Origin of the sequence: Streptomyces marokkonensis (assembly GCF_008312835.1) — a bacterium.
Classification (GTDB): Bacteria; Actinomycetota; Actinomycetes; order Streptomycetales; family Streptomycetaceae; genus Streptomyces; species Streptomyces marokkonensis_A.
Genome location: NZ_VSKS01000013.1, coordinates 13578 through 36685, shown reverse-complemented (window position 1 = coordinate 36685; position 23108 = coordinate 13578). Strand labels below are relative to the sequence as shown.

The following is a 23108-nucleotide window of genomic DNA, read 5'->3' as shown; positions in this document are numbered from 1 at the left end:
GTGCCCTCCTCACTTCTCTTGTGTCAGATCGGCCTGGACGGCCTGGACGAGTGCGTCGAACGACAGGGCCGCGGGGTCGGCCGGCTGGGGGACGGCTGGTTCGGTCACGGGCGGCCGGGGCGGCTCCGGGGGCGCGGCCGGCTCCTGCCCGGCGCTCAGCGCGCCGTCCGCCAGATGCACGGCCAGAAGCGCGACCGTCGGGTGGTCGAGCGCAACGGTCGCGGGCAGGTCGGTGTCAAGGGCGTGGGAGAGCCGGGTCCGCAGATCGATGACCATGATCGAGTCGAGTCCCAGGTCGCCGAAGCCCAGATCGTCGTCGGCCTCGAAGCGCTCGCCGAGCACCTCGGCCGCGCAGTCGCGCACGGCGGCCCGCAGCCGCTCGTCGACCGCCTCGGGGTCCAGGCCTTCGAGCTGTTCCCGCAGCCAGCCACGCGCCGTCCCGTCCGCGTCCCCCGCCGGCGCCGGTGAGGTGCCGCGGACCAGCGCCGCCCGCGCGGGACCGACGGCCCGCTCGTACTGGGCCGTGTCCACCGCGACAGCCACCAGGTGCGGTGTCCGCGCGGCGACGGCGAGATGCAGGAGTCCGGCCGCGGTCTCGTCGTCGAGCGGGCTGATGCCGAGCCTGCCGATGGCCCGCCGGGTGGCGTCGGACCCGGCGAGGCCGTCCTTGGCGGAGGGCGTCCACGGTCCCCAGGACACACTCGTGGCGGGCACGCCCGACGCGCGCAGGTTCCGTGCGAGACCGTCCAGGTAGCCGTTGGCGGCCGCGTAGTCGGCCTGGCCCGCCGAACCGAGCACGGCCGAGACGGAGGAGTACAGGACGAAGGCGGTCAGCTCCTCGGCCCGCTCCCCCAGCACCTCGGTGAGCCGGGCCGCGCCGGCCGCCTTGGCGGCGAACACGGTGGTGAAGGCCTGTTCGTCGAGGTGCTCGAAGGCGCGGTCGTCGGTGACGCCCGCCAGGTGCAGCACGAGCCGCAGCGGCGCCCGGCGCGCCGCTTCCGTGACGGCCCTTCGGCAGTCCTCGGAGTCGGTGACGTCACCCCGCACCACCTGGACCGCGGTGCCGCCCGCCGACAGTTCGTCGATGACGCGTCGAGCCGCGGCGTCGGGTTCGGAACGGCCCATGAGGGTGACCGAGGACAAGCCCCAGCCGACGAGGATGCGCGCCGTGCTCAGGCCGAGCGCGCCCAGGCCTCCGGTGATCAGCGCGGCGGCACCCGCGACGCCGTCGGGGGCGCCGCCGGGCAGCGGCTCGTCGCGCGGCACCAGCCGGACCGCCGCGGTGCCCTCGGCGTCGATCTCCAGCCGGGGCTCGGGGAATCCTGCCTCCAGGGCTCCGGTGAGGACACGGGCGACGGTGTCCGGGCCGGTTCCCGCGCCCGACGTGACCCGCAGCAGGCGGCGGTCCCGCTGCTCGGCCTCCAGCGAGGCGAGCAGTCCCCAGAGCGCGTCGCGCAGCGGCCTCGCCGGGTCGGGCCCCTGGGCTCCGGCGGGCGGCGCCGCGCTCATCACGGCGTACGGAATGTGCCGGGGCACCTCGCGCAGGGTGCGGGCCAGCGCCACCGCGCGGTCCAGGACGGCCTCGGGCGGGCTGCCGGCGCCAGGTCCGCCGGGCGGCATGACGAACCGGGTGTCGACGATCAGGTCCACGTCCCCGGTGAGGAGTTCGGGCTCGTCCACGGTGGTCACCCGGTGACCGAGCTGCTCGAAGGCGCGCACGAGCAGCTTGACGGGCGGCTGGTCCGCACCGGCGACGGCGACCCGGTGTCGCCCGGTGGACTCCGCGACGGTGACCGGTTCCGTGGTCACCTCATAGGCATGCGGCGCACGCTCCCGCAGTGACCGCTCCAGGAGCGTCCGCGGGGCACTGCGGAAGCGGAACCCATCGACGGCGAGCACCGTCTCACCCGCGCCGTCGAAGAGCCGCAGGTCTGCCGATCCGATGGCATCGAAGTCCGCCGACCGGCGGGCGTGCGCATCCCGTACGACCCGGACGTGGCCCCAGAGCTCGCTGCCCGGGCCGCGCCGCGGCCGTCCCGGGAAGTCGACCCTGGCGGCCGCGAACGGAATGGCGAGCGACGTCTCCTCGGTGACGGACCCGGGCTCGGTCCGGGCGACCGCGAAGGCCACCGTGGACTGCAGGAGCGAGTCGAGGAGGCCGGGGTGGATCTCGTAGCTGTCCGGGCTCTCGTTCATCCCCCCGGGTTCGGCGAACCGCACGACCGCCTCGTCGCCGTCGATCCACACCTCCCGGATCCAGCGGAACGAGGGGCCCAAGTGGTAGCCGAGGGCGCGCAGATGGGCGTAGAAGCGCTCGCCGTCCACATGGATCGGCGCGTTCTCGGCGAAGGCATGGGTGTCGGGCGGCGGCGCCGTACCGCCCGCGGCCGGGTCGGCGACGCGTGCGGCGAGGTGTTCCTGCCATCGGCCGCGATCGGCGTCGATCAGGCTCTGCACGCTGACCGTGCGCGCGCCGTGGGCCTGCTCGGACTCGATGACCTGCACGTCGTAGCGTTCGCCCTCGCGCAGGACCAGGGCGCGCGGGAAGTGCAGGTCCTCAAGGGCCACCGGGACGCCGCCGCTGCCGAGCGCCGAGAGGGCCGTGGCCGTCTGGGAGGCGCCGGGCACGGAGACCACGCCGAAGAGCCGGTGGTCGGTGAGGTGGGCGGGGTAGTCGGCGGCGCGCCGGGTGGCGAAGACGCGGCCGCGCAAGGCCGGTGAGCGCAGCGGGACGCCCCAGGGCGGGGCTTCTGCCGTCACCGCGGCGGTGGCGGGCGCCGGGACCGCCGCCTGTCCGGCGGCGGGCGTCCAGTGTCTGGTGTCCGCGAACGGATACAGCGGGGCGGTGAGCCGGCCCGCGGGCCGTCCGCGTGCGGCGGTGCCGGTCCGCCGCCAGTCGAGGGTTCGGCCCAGTTCGTACAGCTTCTTGGCGGCCGTGAGCATGGTGTCGCCGCCCGGCGCGCCACGCCGCAGCGAGAAGGCGGTGCCGCCGTGGGGCGCGACGCCCGCGGCCTTGACGAGGTTGACGAGGGTGCGGTCCGGTCCGATCTCCAGGCAGACGTCCACATCGAGGGCCGCCAGCTCGCGTGCCCCGTCCCAGAACCGGACGGGCCGGCGGGCGTGTTCGCGCCAGTACGCGGCGTCGAGCTCGTCGTGGCCGGCCGGCCGGCCGGTCACGTTCGACACCAGCGGCACGGCGGGTGGCCCGAACCGCAGCGGGGCGAGGGCTGCCGAGAAGTCGTCGAGGGCCGGGTCGAGGAGCCGGGAGTGGAAGGCGTGCGAGACGCTGAGCCTGCGGTGACGCACCCCCAGGCCGGTCAGGCGCTCCTCCAGCGCGGCGACCGCGTCGGGGGCGCCGGAGACGACGGTCGCCTTCGGCCCGTTGACCGCGGCGAGGTCGAGCCCGGTTTCCGCCGCCCAGGCCGCCGCGTCCTGTTCCGACGCGACCACGGCGAGCATCGCCCCGCGTTCGGTGGCCTGCATCAGCCGGGCGCGGTCCGCGATCAACGCCAGCCCCGTCCCGAGATCCATCACCGAGGCGCACAGCGCCGCGGAGATCTCGCCCACGCTGTGTCCCATCACGACGTCGGGCCGTACCCCCCAGGACTCCCACAGCGCGGCCAGCGCGTACTCCAGGGCGACCAGGGCGGGCTGGGTGATCCGAGTCTCGTGCACGGCGTTCCCGTCGTCCGCGTACAGGACGAGATCGGTCAGTGAGGCGCCGAGCACCGGCGCGAGAACCCGGTCGCAGGCGTCGTACGCGGAGCGGAACACCGGTTCGGTCTCGTACAGTTCGCGTCCCATACCGGCGTACTGGCTGCCCTGGCCGGAGAACAGGAACGCGACGCGCGGCTCGCCGCCCTGCCGCGGTGCGGGGGCCTGGGCGTCCAGCCCCGCCAGGAGCTCGTCGCGGTCGCGGCCGAGCAGTGCCCTGCGGTGCGCGAAGTGGGCGCGGCCGGCACCCGCGGTGCGGGCGAGGTCCGCGAGTTCCCCGGGCGCGGCCCGTTCGATGCGGTCACGCCAGGCGGACGAGAGCCGGTCCAGTCCGGCGGCGTCGGGGGCCGAGAGCGGCAGCAGGCACAGTGGCCGTGCGGGTCGGGTGCCGTCGGCGGTCTCAGGACCGGGGGCACCGCCGGCGTCGGGAACGGAGGGCTCCGCCAGGATGATGTGCGCGTTGGTGCCCGTGAAGCCGAAGCCGGAGACGCCCGCCACGCGCGGCCCCCCGGCGGCACGCCACGGTGTGGCGCTCTCCACGACCTGGACGTTCATCGAGGCCCAGTCGATGTGCGGGTTGGGCTCCGAGAAGTGCAGATTGGCGGGGAGCAGTCCGTGCTGCAGCGCTAGCACGGTCTTGATGACGGCGGCCATGCCCGCGGCGGACTCGCAGTGCCCGATGTTGCTCTTGACGGAGCCGACCTTCAGCGGACTGCCCGGCTTGCGGCCCGGTCCGAGGACCCGCCAGGCCGCACCGAGTTCGATCGGGTCACCGAGCGTGGTGCCGGTGCCGTGGGCTTCCAGGTAGGAGATCTCGGCGCCGTCCGTGCCCGCGTCGGCGAGGGCTGCCCTGAGCATCGCCTCCTGCGCGGTGCCGCTCGGCGCGGTCAGACCGGACGATGCGCCGTCCTGGTTGACGGCACTGCCGCGCACGACGGCCAGGACGGGGTCGCCGTCGCGCCGGGCGTCGGCGAGGCGCTTGAGGACGAGGACGCCGCAGCCTTCGGAGCGCACGAACCCGTTCGCGTCGGCGGAGAAGGTACGGCAGCGCCCGTCGGGGGACAGCATGTGGGCGCGGCTGACGGCGATCGACGCGGTCCGGTCGAGGATCACGTTGACGCCGCCGGCGAGCACGGTGTCGCTCTCACCCGAACGAAGCGACCGGATGCCCAGGTGAAGAGCCACGAGTGACGAGGAGCACGCCGTGTCGACGGCGAGGGCGGGCCCGTTCAGGCCGAGCACGTAGGACAGACGCCCGGCCGCCGCGTTGAGGGCTGTGCCGGTGCTGTAGTACGCGTCGAGCGAGTCGGGTCCCCCCTGGGCGAGCAGGCGCGCGTAGTCGGCGTAGCTGATGCCGACGAACACGCCGGTCCGGGTGTCCTTCAGACGGCGGGGGTCGACGCAGGCGTCCTCCAGGGCGTGCCAGGCCGACTCGAGCAGGAGCCGCTGCTGCGGGTCGAGATTCTGGGCCTCGCGGGACGGGATGCCGAAGAAGTCGGCGTCGAACCGGTCGATGTCCCGGAGACAGCCTCCCTGGTCGCTGGTGACGGGACCGTCGTCGGGGACGTGCAGTGCCTCCGTGCGCGAGCGGGGCATGGTGCCGACGCCGTCCCGGCCTTCGCGGAGCAGGTCCCACAGTTCGTCGACGGAGTCGGCGCCCGGGAACCGCCCGGCCATGCCGATGATGGCGACGGGCTCCCCGGCAACGGGCGGACCGGCGTCCACGTGCCGCGCCGCTGTGGCGCCGTCGGCGGAGGGACGGCCCGGCCGGGCGGCGCTCTGCGGGGCGGGACGCGGACGGGACGACACCCCGGTGGTCCCGGGGGCGGTACCGCCCGGGGCGGGCCCGGTCCCGCTCGCGGATCTCGTGAGCAGGAAGGCGGCCAGTTCCGTCACGGTGGGATGGTCGAAGACGTCGGCGGGGAGCAGCGGTGTGCTGAAGGCGGCGGAGAGCCTGGCCACCAGGTCGACGGCCGCGATCGAGTCGAGGCCGAGGTCGAAGAAACCGGAGTCGCGACGCACGGACCGTTCGTCGTCGTGCCCGAGGACGTCCGCGAGGACACGGGCGACATGGGTGGCGGCCGCGTCCGCGCGCGCCCGCTCCGGAAGTGCGGCGAGTTCCTGCACGACGGACGGCTCGCCGGCTTCCGGTCCGTCGGGCCGCTCCCCCCTCACCTCGGACACGGAGGTGAGTCCGCGTGGCCGCAGCGCGGACATCAGCTGCCGAAAGCGTGGAAGGTCCAGCGGGCAGGCCACGACGTGCCCGCTGTCCACGGTCGGCCGCGCGGCCACGGCCGCGCGGCCCGCCTCGGCGTCGAGCGCCCCGACACCGAGGCGGGCGTAGTGATCACGTGCCGCGTCGTCGGCCATGCCCTGGCCGTCCAGTGCCCACGGGCCGTAGGCCACGCTCACGGCGGGCAGTCCCCGGGACACGCGGTGCGCGGCGAGGGCGTCCAGGCTTCCGTTGGCCGCGGCGTAGGCGGCGCACTGGTCGGTGCCCCACACCGCGGACACCGAGGAGACCAGCACGAAGAAGTCCACGTCCCAGTCCCGGGCGGCCCGGTGCAGCCACCATGCGCCCGCTGCCTTGTCCCGCAGGGCGCGGGCGAACTCGGCGGTGCCGGTACGGGCCGCCGGGTACCGCTCGACGGTCCCGGCGGCGTGGATCACGCCGCGCACCGGGGGAAGTCCGTCGAGCGGTGCGCAGGCGGCGGCGAGCGCGGCCGGTGTGTCACAGCCGCCGCTGCGGTAGACCACCCGCCCGGCCTGCCGGCGCAGTTCGGCGAGCGCGTCGGCGGCCCGCCGCCCCAGCGCCTCCTCGTCCCTGCGTCCGATCAGCAGCAGGTTGCGCGCGCCGCGGCGCACCAGCTCCGCGGACAATTCGCGTCCCACGGCGCCGAGTCCACCGGTGACCACGTAGGTGGCTTCGGGACTCACCGGCAGTCCCGTGGTGGCGGTGAGGGGGTCCGGCCGCAGTCGCGCACCGAGCGCACGCCCGTCCCGCACCGCGACGAGGTCCTCCACGCTGCGCGGCTGCGCGCCACCGGACCGTGCTGTCGGGTCGGCCGTGAGGGACAGGAGCGCGCCGAGGTCGTCGTCCGTCGGCACGGGCGGCAGGTCGACGACGCCGCCCCAGGCCGCGGGGAGCTCGAGGCCCAGTACCGGCGCGAGTCCGTGCAGGGCGCCGTGATCAGTGGCGGCCACCTGGTCGGCGGGGCCGGTGCGACGGGCGGCGCGCGTCACCGCGTACACCAGGGCGGCCGGTGCTCCGGCGGCCTCCGCGGCGGCGGTGACGGCGGCGGTGACGGCCGCGCACAGCTCGGCTCCGGGCACGGAGGACCGGCCCGCGTCATCGCCCGGGTCCGTGCCGCCGGTGCCGCTCCGGTTCCCGGTGCCGGTCCGGCGTGCGGTCCCGGTGCGGCTCCCCGCCTCGTCCTCCTCCGGGAACGCGGTCGCTTTCATGGCGAGGACGAGACGCGACACTCCGGCCCCGGCACGCGCCTCCCAGAACGCGCGCCACTCGTCGGCGCCGGTGGGCAGTGGGGCGCGTTCCCAGTCCGCCGTCTCCGGCAGGGCCGAGCCCGGCGGTACGAGCACCGTTCCCCGTGCGCCGCGCGCCGACGCCTCCCGTAGCAGGCCGGTCAGGAGGGGAGTGTCGTCACCGGCCAGTACCAGATCCGTGGCGACCGTGCCGGCCGGCGGCTCCGTCTCCTCCCAGACCAGCCGGTAACGGTCCGTCGGCCCGGCTGCCGGGTGTTCGGCGGCGCGACCTTCGCTGCCCGCGGGGGCGTACCTCCGGCGCTGCCACGGATAGCCCGGCAGGTCGATGACCCGACGCGGCAGGTCCGAGCCGGGCCGCTCGGCCCGGGCGTCCCCGTCCGCCGTGTCCGTCACGGTGACGTGGGGGTTGGGAGTGCCGGACGCCAGGTCGCGCAGCGCCGTCTCCGCCGCTCGGGGATCGCCCGCCACAATCCGCGCCCGGATCTCCAGGCGCGCCCGGCCGGCGCCCGCGGTGTGGGCGAAGGCCGCGTAGTCGGTGTCGGCCAGTCCGGTCAGGTGTTCGGCGTAGGCACCCGCCAGTGCCCGCAGAGCCTGCGGCGTCCTCGCGGACAGTTCGAATTCCCGGACGGAGACGTCGGCCCTCGGCTGCCCGTGTGCGGCGCGTTCCTCTTCGGTCGGCATGCCGAGGATGACGTGTGCGTTCGTGCCGCTCATCCCGAAGGAGCTGACCGCCGCGTGGTCTCCGGCTCCTTCGGGCCACGCCTGAAGTGCGGTCGGCACGGTGATGCCGGTGCCGGACAGGTCGATGCGCGGGTTGAGCGTCCGGAAGTGCACCACCGGCGGAATCTGCCGGTGCCGCAGGCACAGCGCCGCCTTGACGAGCCCGGCGATGCCCGCCGCCGCTTCCAGGTGACCGAAGTTGGTCTTGACGGCACCGACGGGCAAGCGGGCTCCGCCGTTGCGTCGCCCGAGGGCGGTGGCGAGCGCCTCCATCTCGATCGGGTCGCCGAGGGAGGTGCCGGTGCCGTGCGCCTCGACGTATCCGATGTCGGACGGTTCGAGTCCCGCCGTGGACAGGGCCGTTTCGATGAGCGAGACCTGGGACAGGACGTTCGGTGCGGTGAAGCCGCCCGAACGCCCGTCCTGGTTGAGCGCCGATCCGCGGATCACGGCGTGCACACGATCGCCGTCGCGCAGCGCGTGGTCCAGGCGCTTGAGGACGACGGCCCCACAGCCTTCGCCGCGTGTGAAGCCCGCCGCGCGCGCGTCGAACGTGCGGCACAGCCCGTCCGGTGAGAGGGAGCGGGTCTCGTGCACGAGCCGCATGGACCGCGGCGACATGATCAGATTGGCCCCGGCCGCGAGCGCCGTCTCGCACTCGCCGCGCCGCAGCGCCTGCACCGCGAGGTGCACGGCCACGAGCGAGGAGGAGCAGGCCGTGTCGACGGACATGGCGGGACCGTTCAGCCCCAGGGCGTACGCGATGCGTCCCGCTGCGAAGTTGTGGCCGTTGCCGGTCGTCCAGTAGGCGTCGGGCTCACCGGTGAGCCAGTCCCGGTAGTCCTGCCACATGATGCCCAGGTAGAGCCCGGCGCTGGTGCCCGCGAGGCTGTCGGCGGGCAGTGCCGCGTTCTCCAGGGCCTCCCAGGTCACTTCCAGCAGCATGCGGTGCTGGGGATCGAGGTGGCGGGCCTCGCGAGGGCTGATGCCGAAGAAGTCGGCGTCGAAGTCCAGGACCTCGTCGAGGAAGCCGCCTCGCTGCGGCAGCCCCTCCCACTCCTGCGCGAAGGGGCCCTTCCGGGAGGCCGGCATCGGCCGCACGAGGTCGCGGCCTTCCGCGAGCGCCGTCCAGTAGCCGTCCAGGCCGTCGATGGGACCGGGCAGACGCAGGCCCACGCCGACGACGGCGATCGGCTGGTTGGCCCGGTGTTCGTCCAGCCGTCGTTGGAGGTTCCTGATGGTCGCCAGGGCACGGGTCAGCGGGGTCTGCTTGGTTGCGGGCGCCGTGCCGTCCGCGGTCGGGTCGACGGCCTTCCGGTGTTCCTGGTGCTCCGGGTTGGGACTGTCCATGTGCGGGGTTCCTCGCAGAAGAGTGGGGCGGACGGAGGCGGTGGGGCGGGCTCGCTCAGCCCTCTTCCGGTGTGGCCGCGAGCAGTTGCCCGGCGAGCGCTCCGGCGAGCGCGGTGGGGCTGCCGTAGGACCACAGAAGGGTGGGGGAGAGCTTCAGGCCGAGCACCGCTTCGAGCCGGTTGCGCAACTCCAGGCTCATCAGCGAGTCGAGACCCAGCTCCTTGAACGGCGTCTCGCCGTCCATGGCCGCAGGGTCCAGGCGCAGCACACGGCCCGTGAGTTCGCGCACCGTCGCCTCCACGAGCGGGACCTGCTCGTCGGCGGCGGCCGCGCGCAGCCGCGCGCGGAACTCGGCGCCCGAGGCACCGGTGTGCCCGTTGCCGCGGGCAACGGCGCGCAACCGCTCCCAGCTCGTGAGGGCGGCGGTGTCCGGATAGGCGTCGAACCACTGCCGCAGATCGATGGGTACGTAGCCGACGACCGGTTCGTCCCTCTCGAGCAGGCGCACCAGGGCGGGCCAGATCTCCTCGGCCGAGATGCCGCCCATGCCCCGGGCCGCGAGCCGCTCGCCGCGCCGCCCGTCGGCGTCGGCGGCCAGTCCGACATCGGTGACCGGGCCCCACTGGACGCTCAGTGCGGGACGCCCACGGCGTCTGCGGGATTCGGCGACCGCGTCGAGGAAGGCGTTGCCCGCGGCGTAGACGGCCTGGCCCCCGTTGCCGACCAAGGTCGCCGCCGAGGAGAACAGGACGAAGAAGTCCAGCGGATCGGCCTCGGTCACCGCGTCGAGGTTGCGGGCGCCGTCCGCCTTCGGTGTGAGCACCGACGTCAGCTGACGGGAGGTGACGTTGAGGACCGTGGCGTCGTCGAGGACTCCCGCCGCGTGGATCACTCCGCGCAGCGGCGGCAGGGCGGCGCGCGTCCCGGCGAGCGCCCGGTCGAGGGCCGCGCGGTCGCCGACGTCGCATCGCACCGTCTCGACCCCGGTGCCGCCCACGCGCAGAGCCGCGAGCCGCAGCTCCGCCTCCGGGGACGGCGCCGAGCGACCGAGCAGGACGAGGTGCCCGGCGCCGGCGTGGGCGAGTGATTCGGCGAGCGACAGCCCGAGTGCGCCCAGCCCGCCGCTGATCAGGTAGGTGCCGTCGGAACGAAGACGGCCGCCGGGAAGCGGCACGGGTGTCACACCGGTGACGTCCTGCGGGCCGGCGAGGACGACGCGTTCGTCGTCAGACACGTCGCGCAGAGCGCGCGGCACGTCGGCGAAGGAGTGACGGCGCACCGGAAGGGCCTTCAGCCGCCCCTCCGTGACGAGAGCCCACACGTCGCGCAGGAGCCGGGCGAACCGTTCGGGCTCCGTCGCGGCGAGGGTGGGCATGTCGAGGGTGGCCAGGCTGACGCCGCCGCGCAGCGCGCCGAGCCCCATCGAGGAGCCGCCCGGGCCGTGGTCGCCGGTGTCGACGAACCGGCCGCCCGGAGCGAGGAGTTCGAGGTCCGACCGAACGGCCGTACCGGTGAGCGGCCCCAGGACGATGTCGGCCCCCCGGCCTCCTGTTGCCTCGCGCACCCGGTCGTGCCAGGACGGGTCCCCGCTGTCGAAGACATCACCGACGCCCAGTGCGGTGAACCGGGCACGGCTCTCGGCGGTGGCGGCGGAGGCCATGACGCGTGCGCCGCGTGCGTGCGCGACTCGTACGGCGGCGGGGCCGAGTCCGCCCCCCGGCGAGTGGACGAGGACCGTCTCCCCCTGCTGCAGACGGCCCAGGGTGGTCAGCGCGTGCCACGCTGTCGCGAGAGCGAGTATCAGCCCCGCCGCCTCCTCGTCGCCGAGCCCGTCGGGTATGGGCCGTACGTGCCCGACGGGCACCGTCAGATGGCTGGCCAGTGCGCCGGGCGCACAGGCCACGACGCGGTCGCCGACGCCGAGCCCGTCGGCGCCGGGACCGGCCGCGACGACGACTCCGGCGCAGGAGTGACCGAACGCCGGGGCGCTCTCGGCCGTGCCCTCGGCGAGTGGTGCGGCGCCGGGCGTGCCGTGGCCGTGGCCCTCACGGCGGGACGGGCGCGAGCCGGCCCAGGGACCGCGCACGTCGGATGCGTCCAGAGCCGTGGCGGTGACCTCGATCTCGACCTCGCCCCGGCCGGGGGCGCGCCGCTCCAGCGGTACGTACGCCACGGTTCCCGGGGACACGGCCCGGACCGAGAAGGGCTGTCGGCCGGTGCGCGGCGCGGGCAGCCCTGTCGCCGCGCCGAGCGCGGGGCCGCGCACGATGCGGGCGGTGAGTCGGCGTCCGCCCCGCAGCGCGACCTGGTCGTCGGTGCCGCCGCCGAGGATCTCCGCGGCGCAGGCCTCGGCCCAGTCGGCGTCGTCGGCAGCCACGTCGACCAGGCGCGGTTCGAGCTCCCCGTGCTCCCTGCGCAGCACACGGGTGAAGCCCCAGTACTGGGCGGCGCCCGCGTCCGGCACGTGATCGCCGCCCGCGCCCTGCGCGCGGTCGGTGACGACTGTGAGCCGGGGCGGTACGCCGGCTGTCACGCAGCCGCGGACGACCGCGGCGAGCGCGCCGAGCCCTGCGCGCTGCGCTTCGTGCCCCCTGTCGGGCCCCGGAGCGACGAACACGACTCCGTCCACCGCACCGGCGTCGGCCGGGCCGAGGTCGAGCGCCTGCCCGTCGCCCGCGAGCGCCGGCGCATCGGCACGCAGGACGCGGGCGCCCGACTTCTCCAGTGCCTCGGCGAGTTCGGCGGCCACACCGGTGCTCTCCCCCACGAGGAGCCAGCGGCCGGCATCGGCATCGATATCGGCATCGGCATCGGCATCGGTCAAGGTGTTCCCGTCCGTTCCGTCTTCCGTGCCTGCCCACTCCACGCGGTGCAGCCGCTCCGCGTCCGACACCGCGCCGCCACCGCCCGGTAGCGGCCGCAGCGTCAGGCCCTCCATCAGCAGAAGCGGCTTGCGCTCCTCGTCGAAGACGCTCACGTCCAGGTCACCGTCCGGGCGCCGCACGACGTGCGACCAGAGACGCGTCACCGGCCGGTCGTGGTCGTGCAGCAGTCGCACCGCGCGCACGGACGTGGGAACGAGTGCCTCTCCGTCCGCGCCGCTCAGGGTCAGCGACACCTGTAACGCGCCGTCCCACATCGCAGGATGCAGGGCTTGTCCCCGGTTCGACGCGTGCAGCCGCTCCCCGCACACCACCTCACCCACCGCCTCACCGGCGTCGGGCCGCACCTGCACCGACCGCACGCAGCGGAAGGCCGGACCGTAGTGGAGGCCGCGCGCGGCGCAGGTGTCGTAGAAGGCGTCGGCCGCCACCGGGACGGCCTGCCTGTCCCGGCCGTCCTCGGCCGCGTCGTCGTACCAGGTGGGGAATTCCGGGAGAGCCTCCCGGCCGGCGTCCAGAGCGACACGCGCCGTCGCGTTCACCGTCCACTCCGTGGCTCCCTCGGGCAGGGCCAGCAGACGGAACGCGCCGCGCCCGCCGCGGTCACCGTGCCACTCGGCGGCGAGTCGCACCGGGTCGTCGCCGACCGCGACCTCCTTGTGGAACGTGACGTCGTCGACGCGCAGGGCGCCCGCGCCGAGGCGTGCCCGCGCCGTGTGCACGGCCAGCGTGAGCATCCCGGCACCGGGCAGCACGGCGGTGTCGTACACGCGGTGGTCCGCGAGCCACGGCAGGTCCGGCACGGCGAGTTCGAGATCCGCCTGCCACACCTCGGGGCGCCCCGGCGCGGGCACGGGCTGCGGGTCGAGTCCGCGGACCGCTCCGGAGCCGCGCCGCCGCTGTGGAGTCCAGTGCCGGTCGCCCTCGAGCGGATAGCCGGGCAGGGGCGCCAAGGCGGTGCGGGGCAGCGAGCCGAACGGCTCCAGGCCACTGGTGTAACCCGCCGCGAGGGCCAGCGCGAAGTCGTCGGTGCCGCCGTGGTGCCGGCGCAGTGTGGTGAGTACGGCGGGCGGCCGCCCCCGTCCCGTGCCGAGCTGTTCGACCGCCGGGGCCAGCACGGGGTGCGGGCTGATCTCGACGACGTGGGTGACCCCGTCCTCGAGCAGCGCCTCCATCGCGTCGGCGAACAGCACCGGACTGCGTAGGTTCTCCACCCAGTACGCGGCGTCAAGCTCTGTTCCGTCGAGGACGCGGCACCGTACCGTCGACATGAGGGGGATCGTGCCCTCACGCGGTGCGGCGGGCCCGAGAGCGGTGAGCAGATCGGCTTCGAGCGGGTCCATCTGGGGGCTGTGCGAGGCGTAGTCGACGTTGACGAGCCTGCAGTAGGTGCCGTCGGCCTCGAGGAGCTCCTTGAGCATCAGGACGGCGTCCTTCTCCCCTGAGAGGACACACGAGTTGGGTCCGTTGTGCACGGCGAGCGACACACTGTCCTCGAACCCCTCGAGCGCCGCGGTGGCCGCCTCGCGGTCCAGGTCGACGGCGAGCATGCGGCCCTGTCCCGAGGTGCGCATGGCGATCGCGCTGCGCCGCGCCATCACCAACGCGGCGTCCTCGTAGCTGAGGACGCCCGCGAGGGTGGCCGCCGTGATCTCGCCCTGGCTGTGGCCGAGCACGACGTCCGGCTCGACACCCGAGGCCCGCCACACCTCGGCCAGGGCCAGTGACATGGCCCAGAGAGTGGGCTGGAGCATGTCGATGCGCCTGGTCCACGCGTCGCCCGCGTCGCCGGTGAAGACGTCGAGCAGGTCCCAGGCGACGTGCGGGGCGAGCGCGGCCCTGCAGCGGCGGATCACCTCGGCGAACAGAGGGCTGTCGCGATACAGTTCGCGGCCCATCCCGTCCCACTGGGAGCCTTGTCCGGGGAAGACGAACGCCGTGCGTCCGCGCGCGGTGGCCCGGCCCTGGACCACACCGTCCGTATCGGCGCCTCCGGCCACGAACCCGTCGAGTCTTCCGGCCAGCTGTTCGGTGTCGGCGGCGAGGAACGCGGCACGCACCGGGAAGTGGTCCCGCCGTGCGGCGAGGGTGCCCGCGACGTCGGTGATGTCCAGGCCGTCGAGCGCGGCTCCGAGTTCCGCCGCCCGGCGGGTCAGGACCTGGGGGTCCTTGGCGGACAGCGGCACCAACGGGACCAGTCCGGTCGGCAGCCCCCCGCGGGGCGCCTCGCCCGCCGGCTCGGGTGGGCTGACCGCGATGACGTGCGCGTTCGTGCCGCCCCAGCCGAAGGAGTTGACACCCATCGCGAGCGTCCCCCCGGCCGGTAGCCGCAGCGGCTCGCGCACGACGTGCAGGTTCAGGTCGCCGAACGGAATGTCCGGGTTGAGTTCTTCGGAGTGCAGGCTGGGCGGCACGACGCGGTGGCGCAGTGCCAGCAGGATCTTGAACAGTCCGGCCATGCCCGCGGCCGCCTCGAGGTGGCCGATGTTGGTCTTCACGGAGCCAACGGCCAGCGGGCCGCCGACGCGGTGCCGCGCGACGGCCCTGCCGATCTCGGTCACCTCGATCGGGTCGCCGCGTCCGGTGCCGGTGCCGTGCGCCTCGATGTAGGCGACGGAGTCGATCGGCACGACGCCGTCGCCGTACGCGCGCGTGAGCAGGTCGCGCTGCCCCTCGGGGCTCGGCGTGACCAGGCTCTCGCCGCCGCCGTCGTTGTTGACGACGGTCCGCGGGATGACGGCGTGCACACGGTCGCCGTCGGCGAGGGCGCGTTCCAGGGTCTTCACCAGCAGAACGGCGACGCCTTCGCCCCGTACGAATCCGTTGGCGTGCGCCGAGAAGGTCGCACAGCGGCCGTCCGGCGACAGGGCCCCGAAGTGCGTGAGCCCGACGGTCACATGGGGGTCGAGCATCAGGTTCACACCGCCGACGAGGGCCGACTCGACCTCGCCCTGGCGCAGCGCCTGAGCCGCGAGGTGGAGCGCCACCAGCGAGGAGGAGCAACCGGTCTCCACCGTCAGGCTCGGTCCACGGAGGCCGAACACGTACGACACCCGGGCGGCGATCACGTCGAGGGCGTTGCCGACCAGGCTGTGCGGGGTGGGCCGGGCGGCCCGCTCCTTGCGCAGCAGCTCGTAGTCGTGCCAGGAGGCCCCGACGTACACACCGGTGCGGGTACCCCTCAGGTCATCGGCGCGGACGCCGGCGTCCTCGAGTGCCCGCCAGGTCTCGTGGAGGATGAGGCGCTGCTGCGGGTCGATCGCGGCGGCCTCGCGCGGTGAGACACCGAAGAAGGCGGCGTCGAAGCGGTCCACGTCGTCGAGGAAGCCACCGACACCCTGGACGTCGCGTTCCGGATCGAGGGGCGCGGATGCGTCCCATCGGTCCGCCGGTACCGGGCCTATCGCGTCGCCCCGGTCCAGCAGCAGCCGCCACAGGGCATCGGTGTCCGCCGCACCCGGGAAGCGGCCCGCCATACCGATCACGGCGATGGAGCCCGTGGAGCCTTCTGCTGTGTTCGCGACCATGCGCTGCCTTCCGGACGGATGTGAACCCGGGGAGGAAACCCCCTTGGACTTCGTCGCACTGCGACGCACTCGGCGTGGAAAGAATCCCGAGAGGTATCGGCAGCGTACGTTGATCGGGAACGGCCGGGACACCCCTCATTTTCCTGCCGTGCAAGCGGAAAACCCCTACCGATTCGGTAGGGGTTTTCCGTCCCGGGTATGGGGTGGTGCGCGGGACGCAGTCAGCCGCGCAGCCGCATCCGCACCAGGCCCTTGCTCGCGTTGATCATCCTCGGGCCGATCTCCGGAGGGGCCTGCCTGCGACACCACACGGCATTGGTCGCCATCTTGCCCGGGGACATATTGAAACACCGGGTGTCGCGCTCACCGAACCTGAACGACGGAGCGATGAAGTCCGCTTGCCGGATATGTTCGAGAATCCGGGCGGCGGCGGCGGTCGGTGTGGTCGATCCCGCTTCGACGGACTCGCACAGTTCTCGCGTGAGGACGCCCATCCTGTTGAATCCGTCACTGACCGGGAGCGGAGATCCGGGCCTTGCGCTGTTCTCGAGTTCCAGGAAGATCTTCTCGTCACCCGAGCGCGTGTAGCGGTAATAGGCATCCTCCAGCATCACATTGCCGAGCATGGTGCCGAGCATCCAGGTGCGGTTGACCGCGTTCCACAGTTCGTAGTCCCGGAACCCCACGAAGGAGCTGTAGACGAGGTCGTCATGGAAGTCGAAGAGTCCCTGCTGGAGCGTCTCCAGGTAGTCGAACCGTTCCTGCGACCAGTCACCGTCCCGTGAGGCCGCGATGAGCCGCCAGCCCAGGGCGTTGACGAGTTCCAGGGTGTTGGTCAGACCGCGCGAGTACAGCGCGTCGATGAACCCGGCGGCGTGCGACGTCAGGCAGAAGCGCTCGCCGACGACCTGCTTGGCGGAGTACTGGAGGCGTCCGGTGGACACCCAGGGGCGTACCGCCCTGGCGTTCTTGAACTGCCAGGCGACCTCCGGGAACCGCGCGAGGAACGCGTCGAACTCCTGCTGACCGGGTGTCTCGTCCTTGGGGAACACCCGCGGGTCGAGCGTCAGACCAACGCTGCACAACGGGTTGATCGACTCCGCGTGGTTGTCGAACGGAATGACCCACAGCCAGCCGCCGTCGAAGACGTGGTGCAGGGTGCCGTGGTGCCATGGGTTGGGCTGGTCGTGCTTCCTGGCCGCCGGCGCCTTGTCGAACGGCTTGACGCCGATCATGTGGGTGAACAGCGTGCGGGAGTGGGTCCTCGCCCGGGTCGGCGCCTCGCGCAGGGAGAACTTCTCGGCGAGCGGCGAGCGGAAACCGCTGCCGTCGACGACATAGCTCGCGCGGAACTCCTCGCCGCGCTCGGTACGCAGCAGCGCACCCTTTTCCGGATCGATCTCGACATCGGCGATGCGGGTGGCAAGGCGCGGATGCGCCCCGTACTTCACGGCGACGTTGAACAGATACGAGTCGATGTCCTGGCGGAACAGATGTGTCTCGGTGCGGATCGCGGACGGAACAACCAACTGGTTGATCTTACCGGGATCCTGCAGCTTCCCCTCTTCGTGATAGACGAAGCCGAAGTTCTGCTTCTGCCCGCAGTACCTGGACACCTGCGAACTGATGCCTTTGTGGCTGGCGAGCGGTTTCAGCTCCGGCACGTCGTACCGGTCGGCGATGAGCCGGGTCATTCCCGACGTGTAGGGGATCGTGGACTCTCCCACCGCGAAGCGCGGGTGTGTCCCGGCGTCGAGCAGCAGGACTTTCACGCCGTTGCGCGCCAGGACCGCTCCCAGCATTCCACCGGCCATACCACTGCCCAGGATTGCCACGTCGTACTGTTCGGCGCTCGTGTTCGAAGCGGTCATACGTAGTCTCCCTCACTTTCGGAATCGCGTGCGCGTGTGTCTTTAATCGGCCATGTCGAAGACGATTTCCGCGGGGAGTTCCCGGCGCGCTCGCACGCCGATCTTGCGGAAGACCCGGGTGAGATGCTGTTCCACGGTGCTGACGGTGATGCAGAGTCGTTCGGCGATCTCCCTGTTGGTGTGGCCGTGCGCGGCGAGCGCGGCCACCCGTCGTTCGGCGCCGCTGAGCCGGCCGACGGCGGCCGCACGCTCGGCGGAGTCACCCGTGGTTCGCACGCCGCGTCGGCCGATCTGCGCCAGTTCGGCGGCCACGGTGACGGCGAGGGGTTTCGCGCCGCACTGCTCGGCGAGCCGGGCGGCCATCTCCAGGGCGGGCCGGGCCCGTGAGGGGCGACCCGTCTCACGGTGGGCGCGGCCCAGGTCGGCGAGGGCACCGGCCGCCTGCAGCCGGTCGCCGCTCCCCTGCAGGATCTCGGCAGCTCTGGTGAGCCACCCGACCCGGTCCGTGGGGTCCCCGGTGGCGGCCAGGACCCGCAGAGTGATGCCACGCGCGCGGGTCCGGTCCGGGCCGAGCAGCGAGAGTTCTTCGCGGACCAGGCGATGAGCCCGGTCGCGGTCACCCAGGGCGAGATGGGCACGCGCCGACTCCGAGCGCCAGGGCACCAGCGCGGGCTGGTCGAAGCCCCAGCCGCGCATCAGCTCGGCGCAGGCCGAGAAGTCGTCGAGCGCGGCATAGGGGCGGCCGGTCTCCAAGTGGTAGCGGCCGCGGGCGTGCAGGAAGTACAGGCCGAACCTCGTGGAGAACATGCCGTCGAGCACCGGAACGTCCAGATACTCCTGGGCAGCCGCGAAGTCACCCGTCTCGGTGGCCGCCTGTACGAGGTTGGCCAGTGGCCCCCCGAGGCACACCCCCCAGCTCTTGGCGGACACCTTCGCCAGCGCGGCCTCGGACAGCCGGCGTGCGGTCTCCGGGTCGCCCTGGCGCAGCAGGATCCCCGCCCGCATGGAGGAGAACTCGGCCTCCCACAACGGCACGTTGCGGGCGCGGGCCTCGGCGAGCCAGTGATCGCACCAGCTGGCGGCCGCGTCGAAGCGGTCAGCGAACTGCAGTGCGGCAACCGCGCACATGATCCATTCCTGGGTGTTCTTGCCGAGCCGCAGCACACGCATGGCCGCTTCCGCGTCGTCGGCGGCTGCGGCGCTGGGGCCGCAGCTGAGCACCTGGGTGAGGGCCGCGGCAGCCCGGATCCGCGCGTCGTCGTCCGCTCCTCGGGCCGGTGCGGGGCCCGAGGCGGACGGTACTGCGAGCACGGCGGAGTGAACCAGCGGGGGGTACGTGGAGGAGAGGAGTTCGCGGGTGGCCCGGATCTCGGCGGCGTTCGACGGGTCGGGGTCGCCGCGCTCCCCCATCCGCTCGATGGCCTCGACGGCCTCTTCGAAACGGCCGTGCCACAGCAGGTGCTTGGCCAGCATGAGGGCGTGCCGGTCGGGAAGCCGTCCGTCGCGCAGCGCTGCGGCCAGATCATCCAGGTGCCTGGCGCTGATCGAGGGGTTGAGCACCCATGCCGTACCGGCCAGCTGTGCCTTGAGCGCGACGCGTTCGCCGTCGTCCGGGCTGGCGGTGAGCGCCGCGTCGAGGCAGGCACGCGCGTCCGCGGGCCGGTTGCCCGCGAGGTAGCGCTCGGCGGCCTCCCGGAGTATGGAGGGAGCCCAGCTCTCCAGGTCGTGCTCGGCACCGAGGAGGTGAGGGGCGATCCGGACAGCACTCGCACCGTCCTTGTACAGGACGTGCGCGGCCCTTCGATGCAGGTCGCGGCGGGCGTGTACGGAGAGGTTGCGCAGCGCCGCGGCGCGGGCCACGGGGTGGCGCAGCCGGCCGTCCGCGATCAGCCCCGCCTCCTCCAGCGCCGTCGCGCACTGCTCGACGACCGCTTCCTCCTGTTCCAGGAGGTGGGCGGGGAGCTGCGTCCCGGGGTCCGGCTCGTCCAGGACGGCGAGTACCTGTGCCAGCTGCAGCGCGGGCGCGCGGCCACGGTGCAGACAGCTCAGGACGGTGTCGGCGTAGCCGTCGCCGACGACGAGCTCGGGCGCGGCGCCGGACAGGGTGGTGCTGTGCCGCTGGTCCTCCACAAGGGCCCGCACGAGCAGTGGGTTTCCTCCGCTCACCCGATGGCACGCCGCGCCGAGCGCCGCCGCCCTGGCGGCGTCCGTGTGATGGGCGAGCACCTCGGTGACACCATCGGGTGAGAGGTTGCCCGGATTCAGACGCCGGTAGTTCGGATGGCGCAGCAGCTCGGCGTGCAGATGGGGGTGGACCGAGTCGGACAGGGTGCACTCGGCGACCACCAGCGCGATGGACGAGGTGCGCAGAACCCGCACGAACTGCAGGATCCAGTGCAGGGACAGGGCGTCCGCGAACTGGATGTCGTCCACGCACAGCAGGACGGGTGCCTGCTCGGAGATGCGCACCAGCTCCGTGGAGAACTGGTACAGCGCCGCCGTGGTCGCGGGGTCGAGCGGCCACCGCTCGAAGGCTCCGCCGTCGGCGTCCGAACGCATGGAGCCGACGCGTCGCAGGGCCCGGGCGAGCACGTCGCTCCCGTCGGCGAGCGCACCGGCGTACCGCGGCAGCTGCCCGAGGACACTGCCCGGCGAGTGCCGCTCGGCCCAGGACCCGGTGGCCCGCAGCGCCAGGAAACCGGATTCCGTCGCCAGTTCGCGGGCCGCGTCCAGGAGTTCGGTCTTGCCGCTGCCGATGCCGCCACTGATGACGGTGACCCCGCCGTGACCGCGCGCCGCGCGCCGGAGCATGTCTCTCAGGGCGGCGAGTTCGACGTCACGTTCAACGAGCCGCATGATCACCCCTTCCACCCGTGCCAACACCATCACCCATGACGTCGTTGTCGTGGGTGACGGGACCGGCCCGCTGGGGGGCGGCACCCCCGCGGCGGTCGATCAAGGAGAGCAGTGGCCCGGTCATGGCCGTGGTCACGAGAGCCATGAGGACCATGAGTGAGTACAGCTCCGCGTTCAGGAGCCCGAGTTGCAGTCCCACGCCGAGGATGACCAGCTCGGTGAGCCCGCGCGTGTTCATCAGGGCGGCAAGGGTGGCCGACCCCCGCGCCGGCAGCCCCTGGGAGCGGGCGCCGGCGTAGGTGCCCGCGAACTTGCCGCCGACCGCGACCAGGACGATGGCGCCGAGCTGGACGAGCCCGTCGGCGCCGAGGCCGCGCAGATCCACCTTGAGGCCGGCCACCACGAAGTACACGGGCAGGAGCAACGAGGTGATCTGCCCGGTTCGTTCGCACAGGTCGTTCCGCAGCGAGCTGGTCCTGTCACGTGGCAGGGCGGCACCGAAGAGAAAGGCGCCGAAGATGTAGTGCATGCCCATGGCCTCGGTGGCCGCGGCGGAGAGCAGCGCACCGATCAGCACGATGACGAGGAGGTTGGCGGTGAACTGTTTCGGCTTGCCGCTCGGCGTGACGAACAGCCGCCGCATGAGCGGCCGGAGCAGGAGCAGGAGCCCGGTGAACGGCAGCAGCAACGCGGCCCGCCAGTAGTCGTCGGCGCCGCCGACCACGGCCTGCACGGCGGCCAGCGCGGTCCAGGCGACCACGTCGACCAGCGCCGCCGCGGTCAGGGCCAGACCCCCGACCGCGGTTCGGGACAGACCACGGTCGGCGAGGATGCGGGCCAGGACCGGGAACGCCGTCACCGACACGGCCAGGCCGATGAAGACCACGAATGCCGCCCGCTGATCGGTGTCGTGAGCACGCAGCAGATAGAGGCCCAGGCCGACGCCCAGCCCGAACGGCACCAGCGTGGAGCCGAGAGCCGCGCCCGCACTGACTCTGGTGCGGCCGCGCAGCGCACGGTGTTCGAGTTCCAGACCGATGACGAACATGAAGAGCACGACACCGATGTCGGCGAGAGCGGTCAGCAGGGGACGTACATCGGCGGTGAAGAGATGGTCGGAGAGGAACGTACCGAACAGGGTGGGGCCGAGCAGGATGCCGCCGAGAATCTCACCCACGACGGGCGGCTGACCGATACGGAAGGCCAGCGCGCCGAGGCTGCGGGCCAGCATCAGAATGAGCGCGACATCCACGAACAACAAGGTGACTTGCTGACTACTCATGGAGGGAACAGACCTCAATCACGTCGTGAGATACGAAGCGGGCGGCTGCTGCTGGGCCCCTTGCTCACGACGCCGCTTCGGTACTCTCGGCACGCTCCGTGGGGGCGCCCGCTTCCGCCCCGGCCTCCCCCACGCCACCCGGTACCAGGTCGTCGAGGCTGATGTTGAACATCGGGTGCCGCCCGCTCAGGCCGGAGATGAGCGTGACGAAGTCCGCCGAGGGCTCCCTCTCCTTGTCCGGGTCGATCATCTCCTGGGCCAGGCTGTAGTAGAACTCCTTGTACTTGCTGCGGTCGTAGAACCGTTCGACGAACTCCCGGATCTCGTCGAAGAAGCCGGAGTACGCGGTCGCGTAGCGGTCGAGGGCCTTCTCCTCGATCTCCGGGTACTCGATGATCTTGTCGACGATCTTGGACAGCACGCTGCCGGCCAGCGTGGCCAGGGCGACTCCCGTGGAGAACAGCGGGTCGACGAAGGCCGCGGCGTCCCCGACGAGGACCCAGCCGTCGCCATGGAAGCGGTCGCTGTGGTACGACCAGTCACGCGCCGTGCGGAAGCCGGCGGAGCGACGGCCGGGCGCCAGCATCTTCTTCAGCTTGGTGGACTTGGCGACCTCCGCCTCGAAGTGCTCCTGGAGCGACTTGTCGGACTCGCCGACCGTGGAGGACCGCGTCACGTAGCCGACGCTGATCGTGCCCTTGTCGATCGGGATCGCCCAGAACCAGCCGTCGTCAAGGCCCTCGATGAGGATGTTCGTGTACTCGTCGCCGGGCAGCCGCTCGCAGTTGTCGAAGTACGTCCAGATGGCGACGTTGCGCAGTTCGTCGTGCCAGCGCAGGTCGGTGAAGCGGCGGCTGAGCACCCGGGCCTGGCCTGAGGCGTCGATGACGAGGCCGGCGGTGGCCTCCTTCATGTCCTCCTCACCACGGACCGCGAAACGGATGCCGGTGACCCTGCCCTCCGAGTTCTGCAGCGGCTCCTTCACCGTCGCGTCCTCGATGATGTAGGCGCCGAGTTCGCGGGCACGGTCCAGGATCAGCGAGTCCAGGTCGGCCCGGCGGGTGTGGTAGGCGTAGGCGTGTGCGCCGCCCTTGATGAAGGAGAACTGCCAGGGCACCTGCTTGTTGCCCCATACCAGCGAACCGCCGTACTTGCGCTCGAAGCCCCTGGCGTCCATCCGCTCCGGCAGACCGAGCTCCTGCATGGGGCGCATGAATGCCGGTATGAGCGACTCTCCGACGTGGTAGCGCGGAAACCTCTCGCGATCGAGTACGAGGACGGAGCGACCGCGCTGGGCGAGGAGCCCGGCCGTGGTCGCCCCCGCGGGCCCGCCACCGATGACGATGACGTCGAAGTGTTCCGGAATCCCGTAGAGAGTGGATGACATGCGTAGACCTTCCCTTTG

6 protein-coding genes are annotated in these 23108 nt (G+C 72.7%); all 6 read right to left on the bottom strand.

Translation table 11 applies throughout. The features are described from left to right. Positions 1–9 precede the first annotated feature (9 nt). On the bottom strand, positions 10–9285 hold the full coding sequence (locus F1615_RS22245; protein ID WP_149550805.1) for a type I polyketide synthase: 9276 nt from the start codon (positions 9283–9285) through the stop codon (positions 10–12). A 55-nt stretch (positions 9286–9340) separates the two neighbouring features. Continuing rightward, positions 9341–15694, bottom strand: coding sequence for a type I polyketide synthase (locus F1615_RS22240; RefSeq protein WP_149550804.1), 6354 nt, complete (start codon positions 15692–15694; stop codon positions 9341–9343). 221 nt (positions 15695–15915) lie between these two features. Then, positions 15916–17565 carry an NAD(P)/FAD-dependent oxidoreductase gene (locus F1615_RS22235; RefSeq protein ID WP_149550803.1) on the bottom strand — a complete coding sequence of 550 codons (1650 nt, stop codon included), beginning with the start codon at positions 17563–17565 and terminating at the stop codon, positions 15916–15918. Positions 17566–17607: 42 nt separating this feature from the next. Next, on the bottom strand, positions 17608–20421 hold the full coding sequence (locus F1615_RS22230) for a helix-turn-helix transcriptional regulator (RefSeq protein ID WP_167533820.1): 2814 nt from the start codon (positions 20419–20421) through the stop codon (positions 17608–17610). Further along, a complete protein-coding gene (locus F1615_RS22225; RefSeq protein ID WP_149550801.1) occupies positions 20408–21703 on the bottom strand; it encodes a cation:proton antiporter in 1296 nt (431 codons plus the stop codon). Before F1615_RS22225 ends, F1615_RS22230 begins: the two co-directional genes overlap by 14 nt. A 64-nt stretch (positions 21704–21767) precedes the next feature. Next, positions 21768–23090 (bottom strand): NAD(P)/FAD-dependent oxidoreductase, encoded by a 1323-nt coding sequence (locus F1615_RS22220; RefSeq protein WP_149550800.1) that lies wholly within the window; start codon positions 23088–23090, stop codon positions 21768–21770. Between the last annotated feature and the right edge of the window lie 18 nt (positions 23091–23108).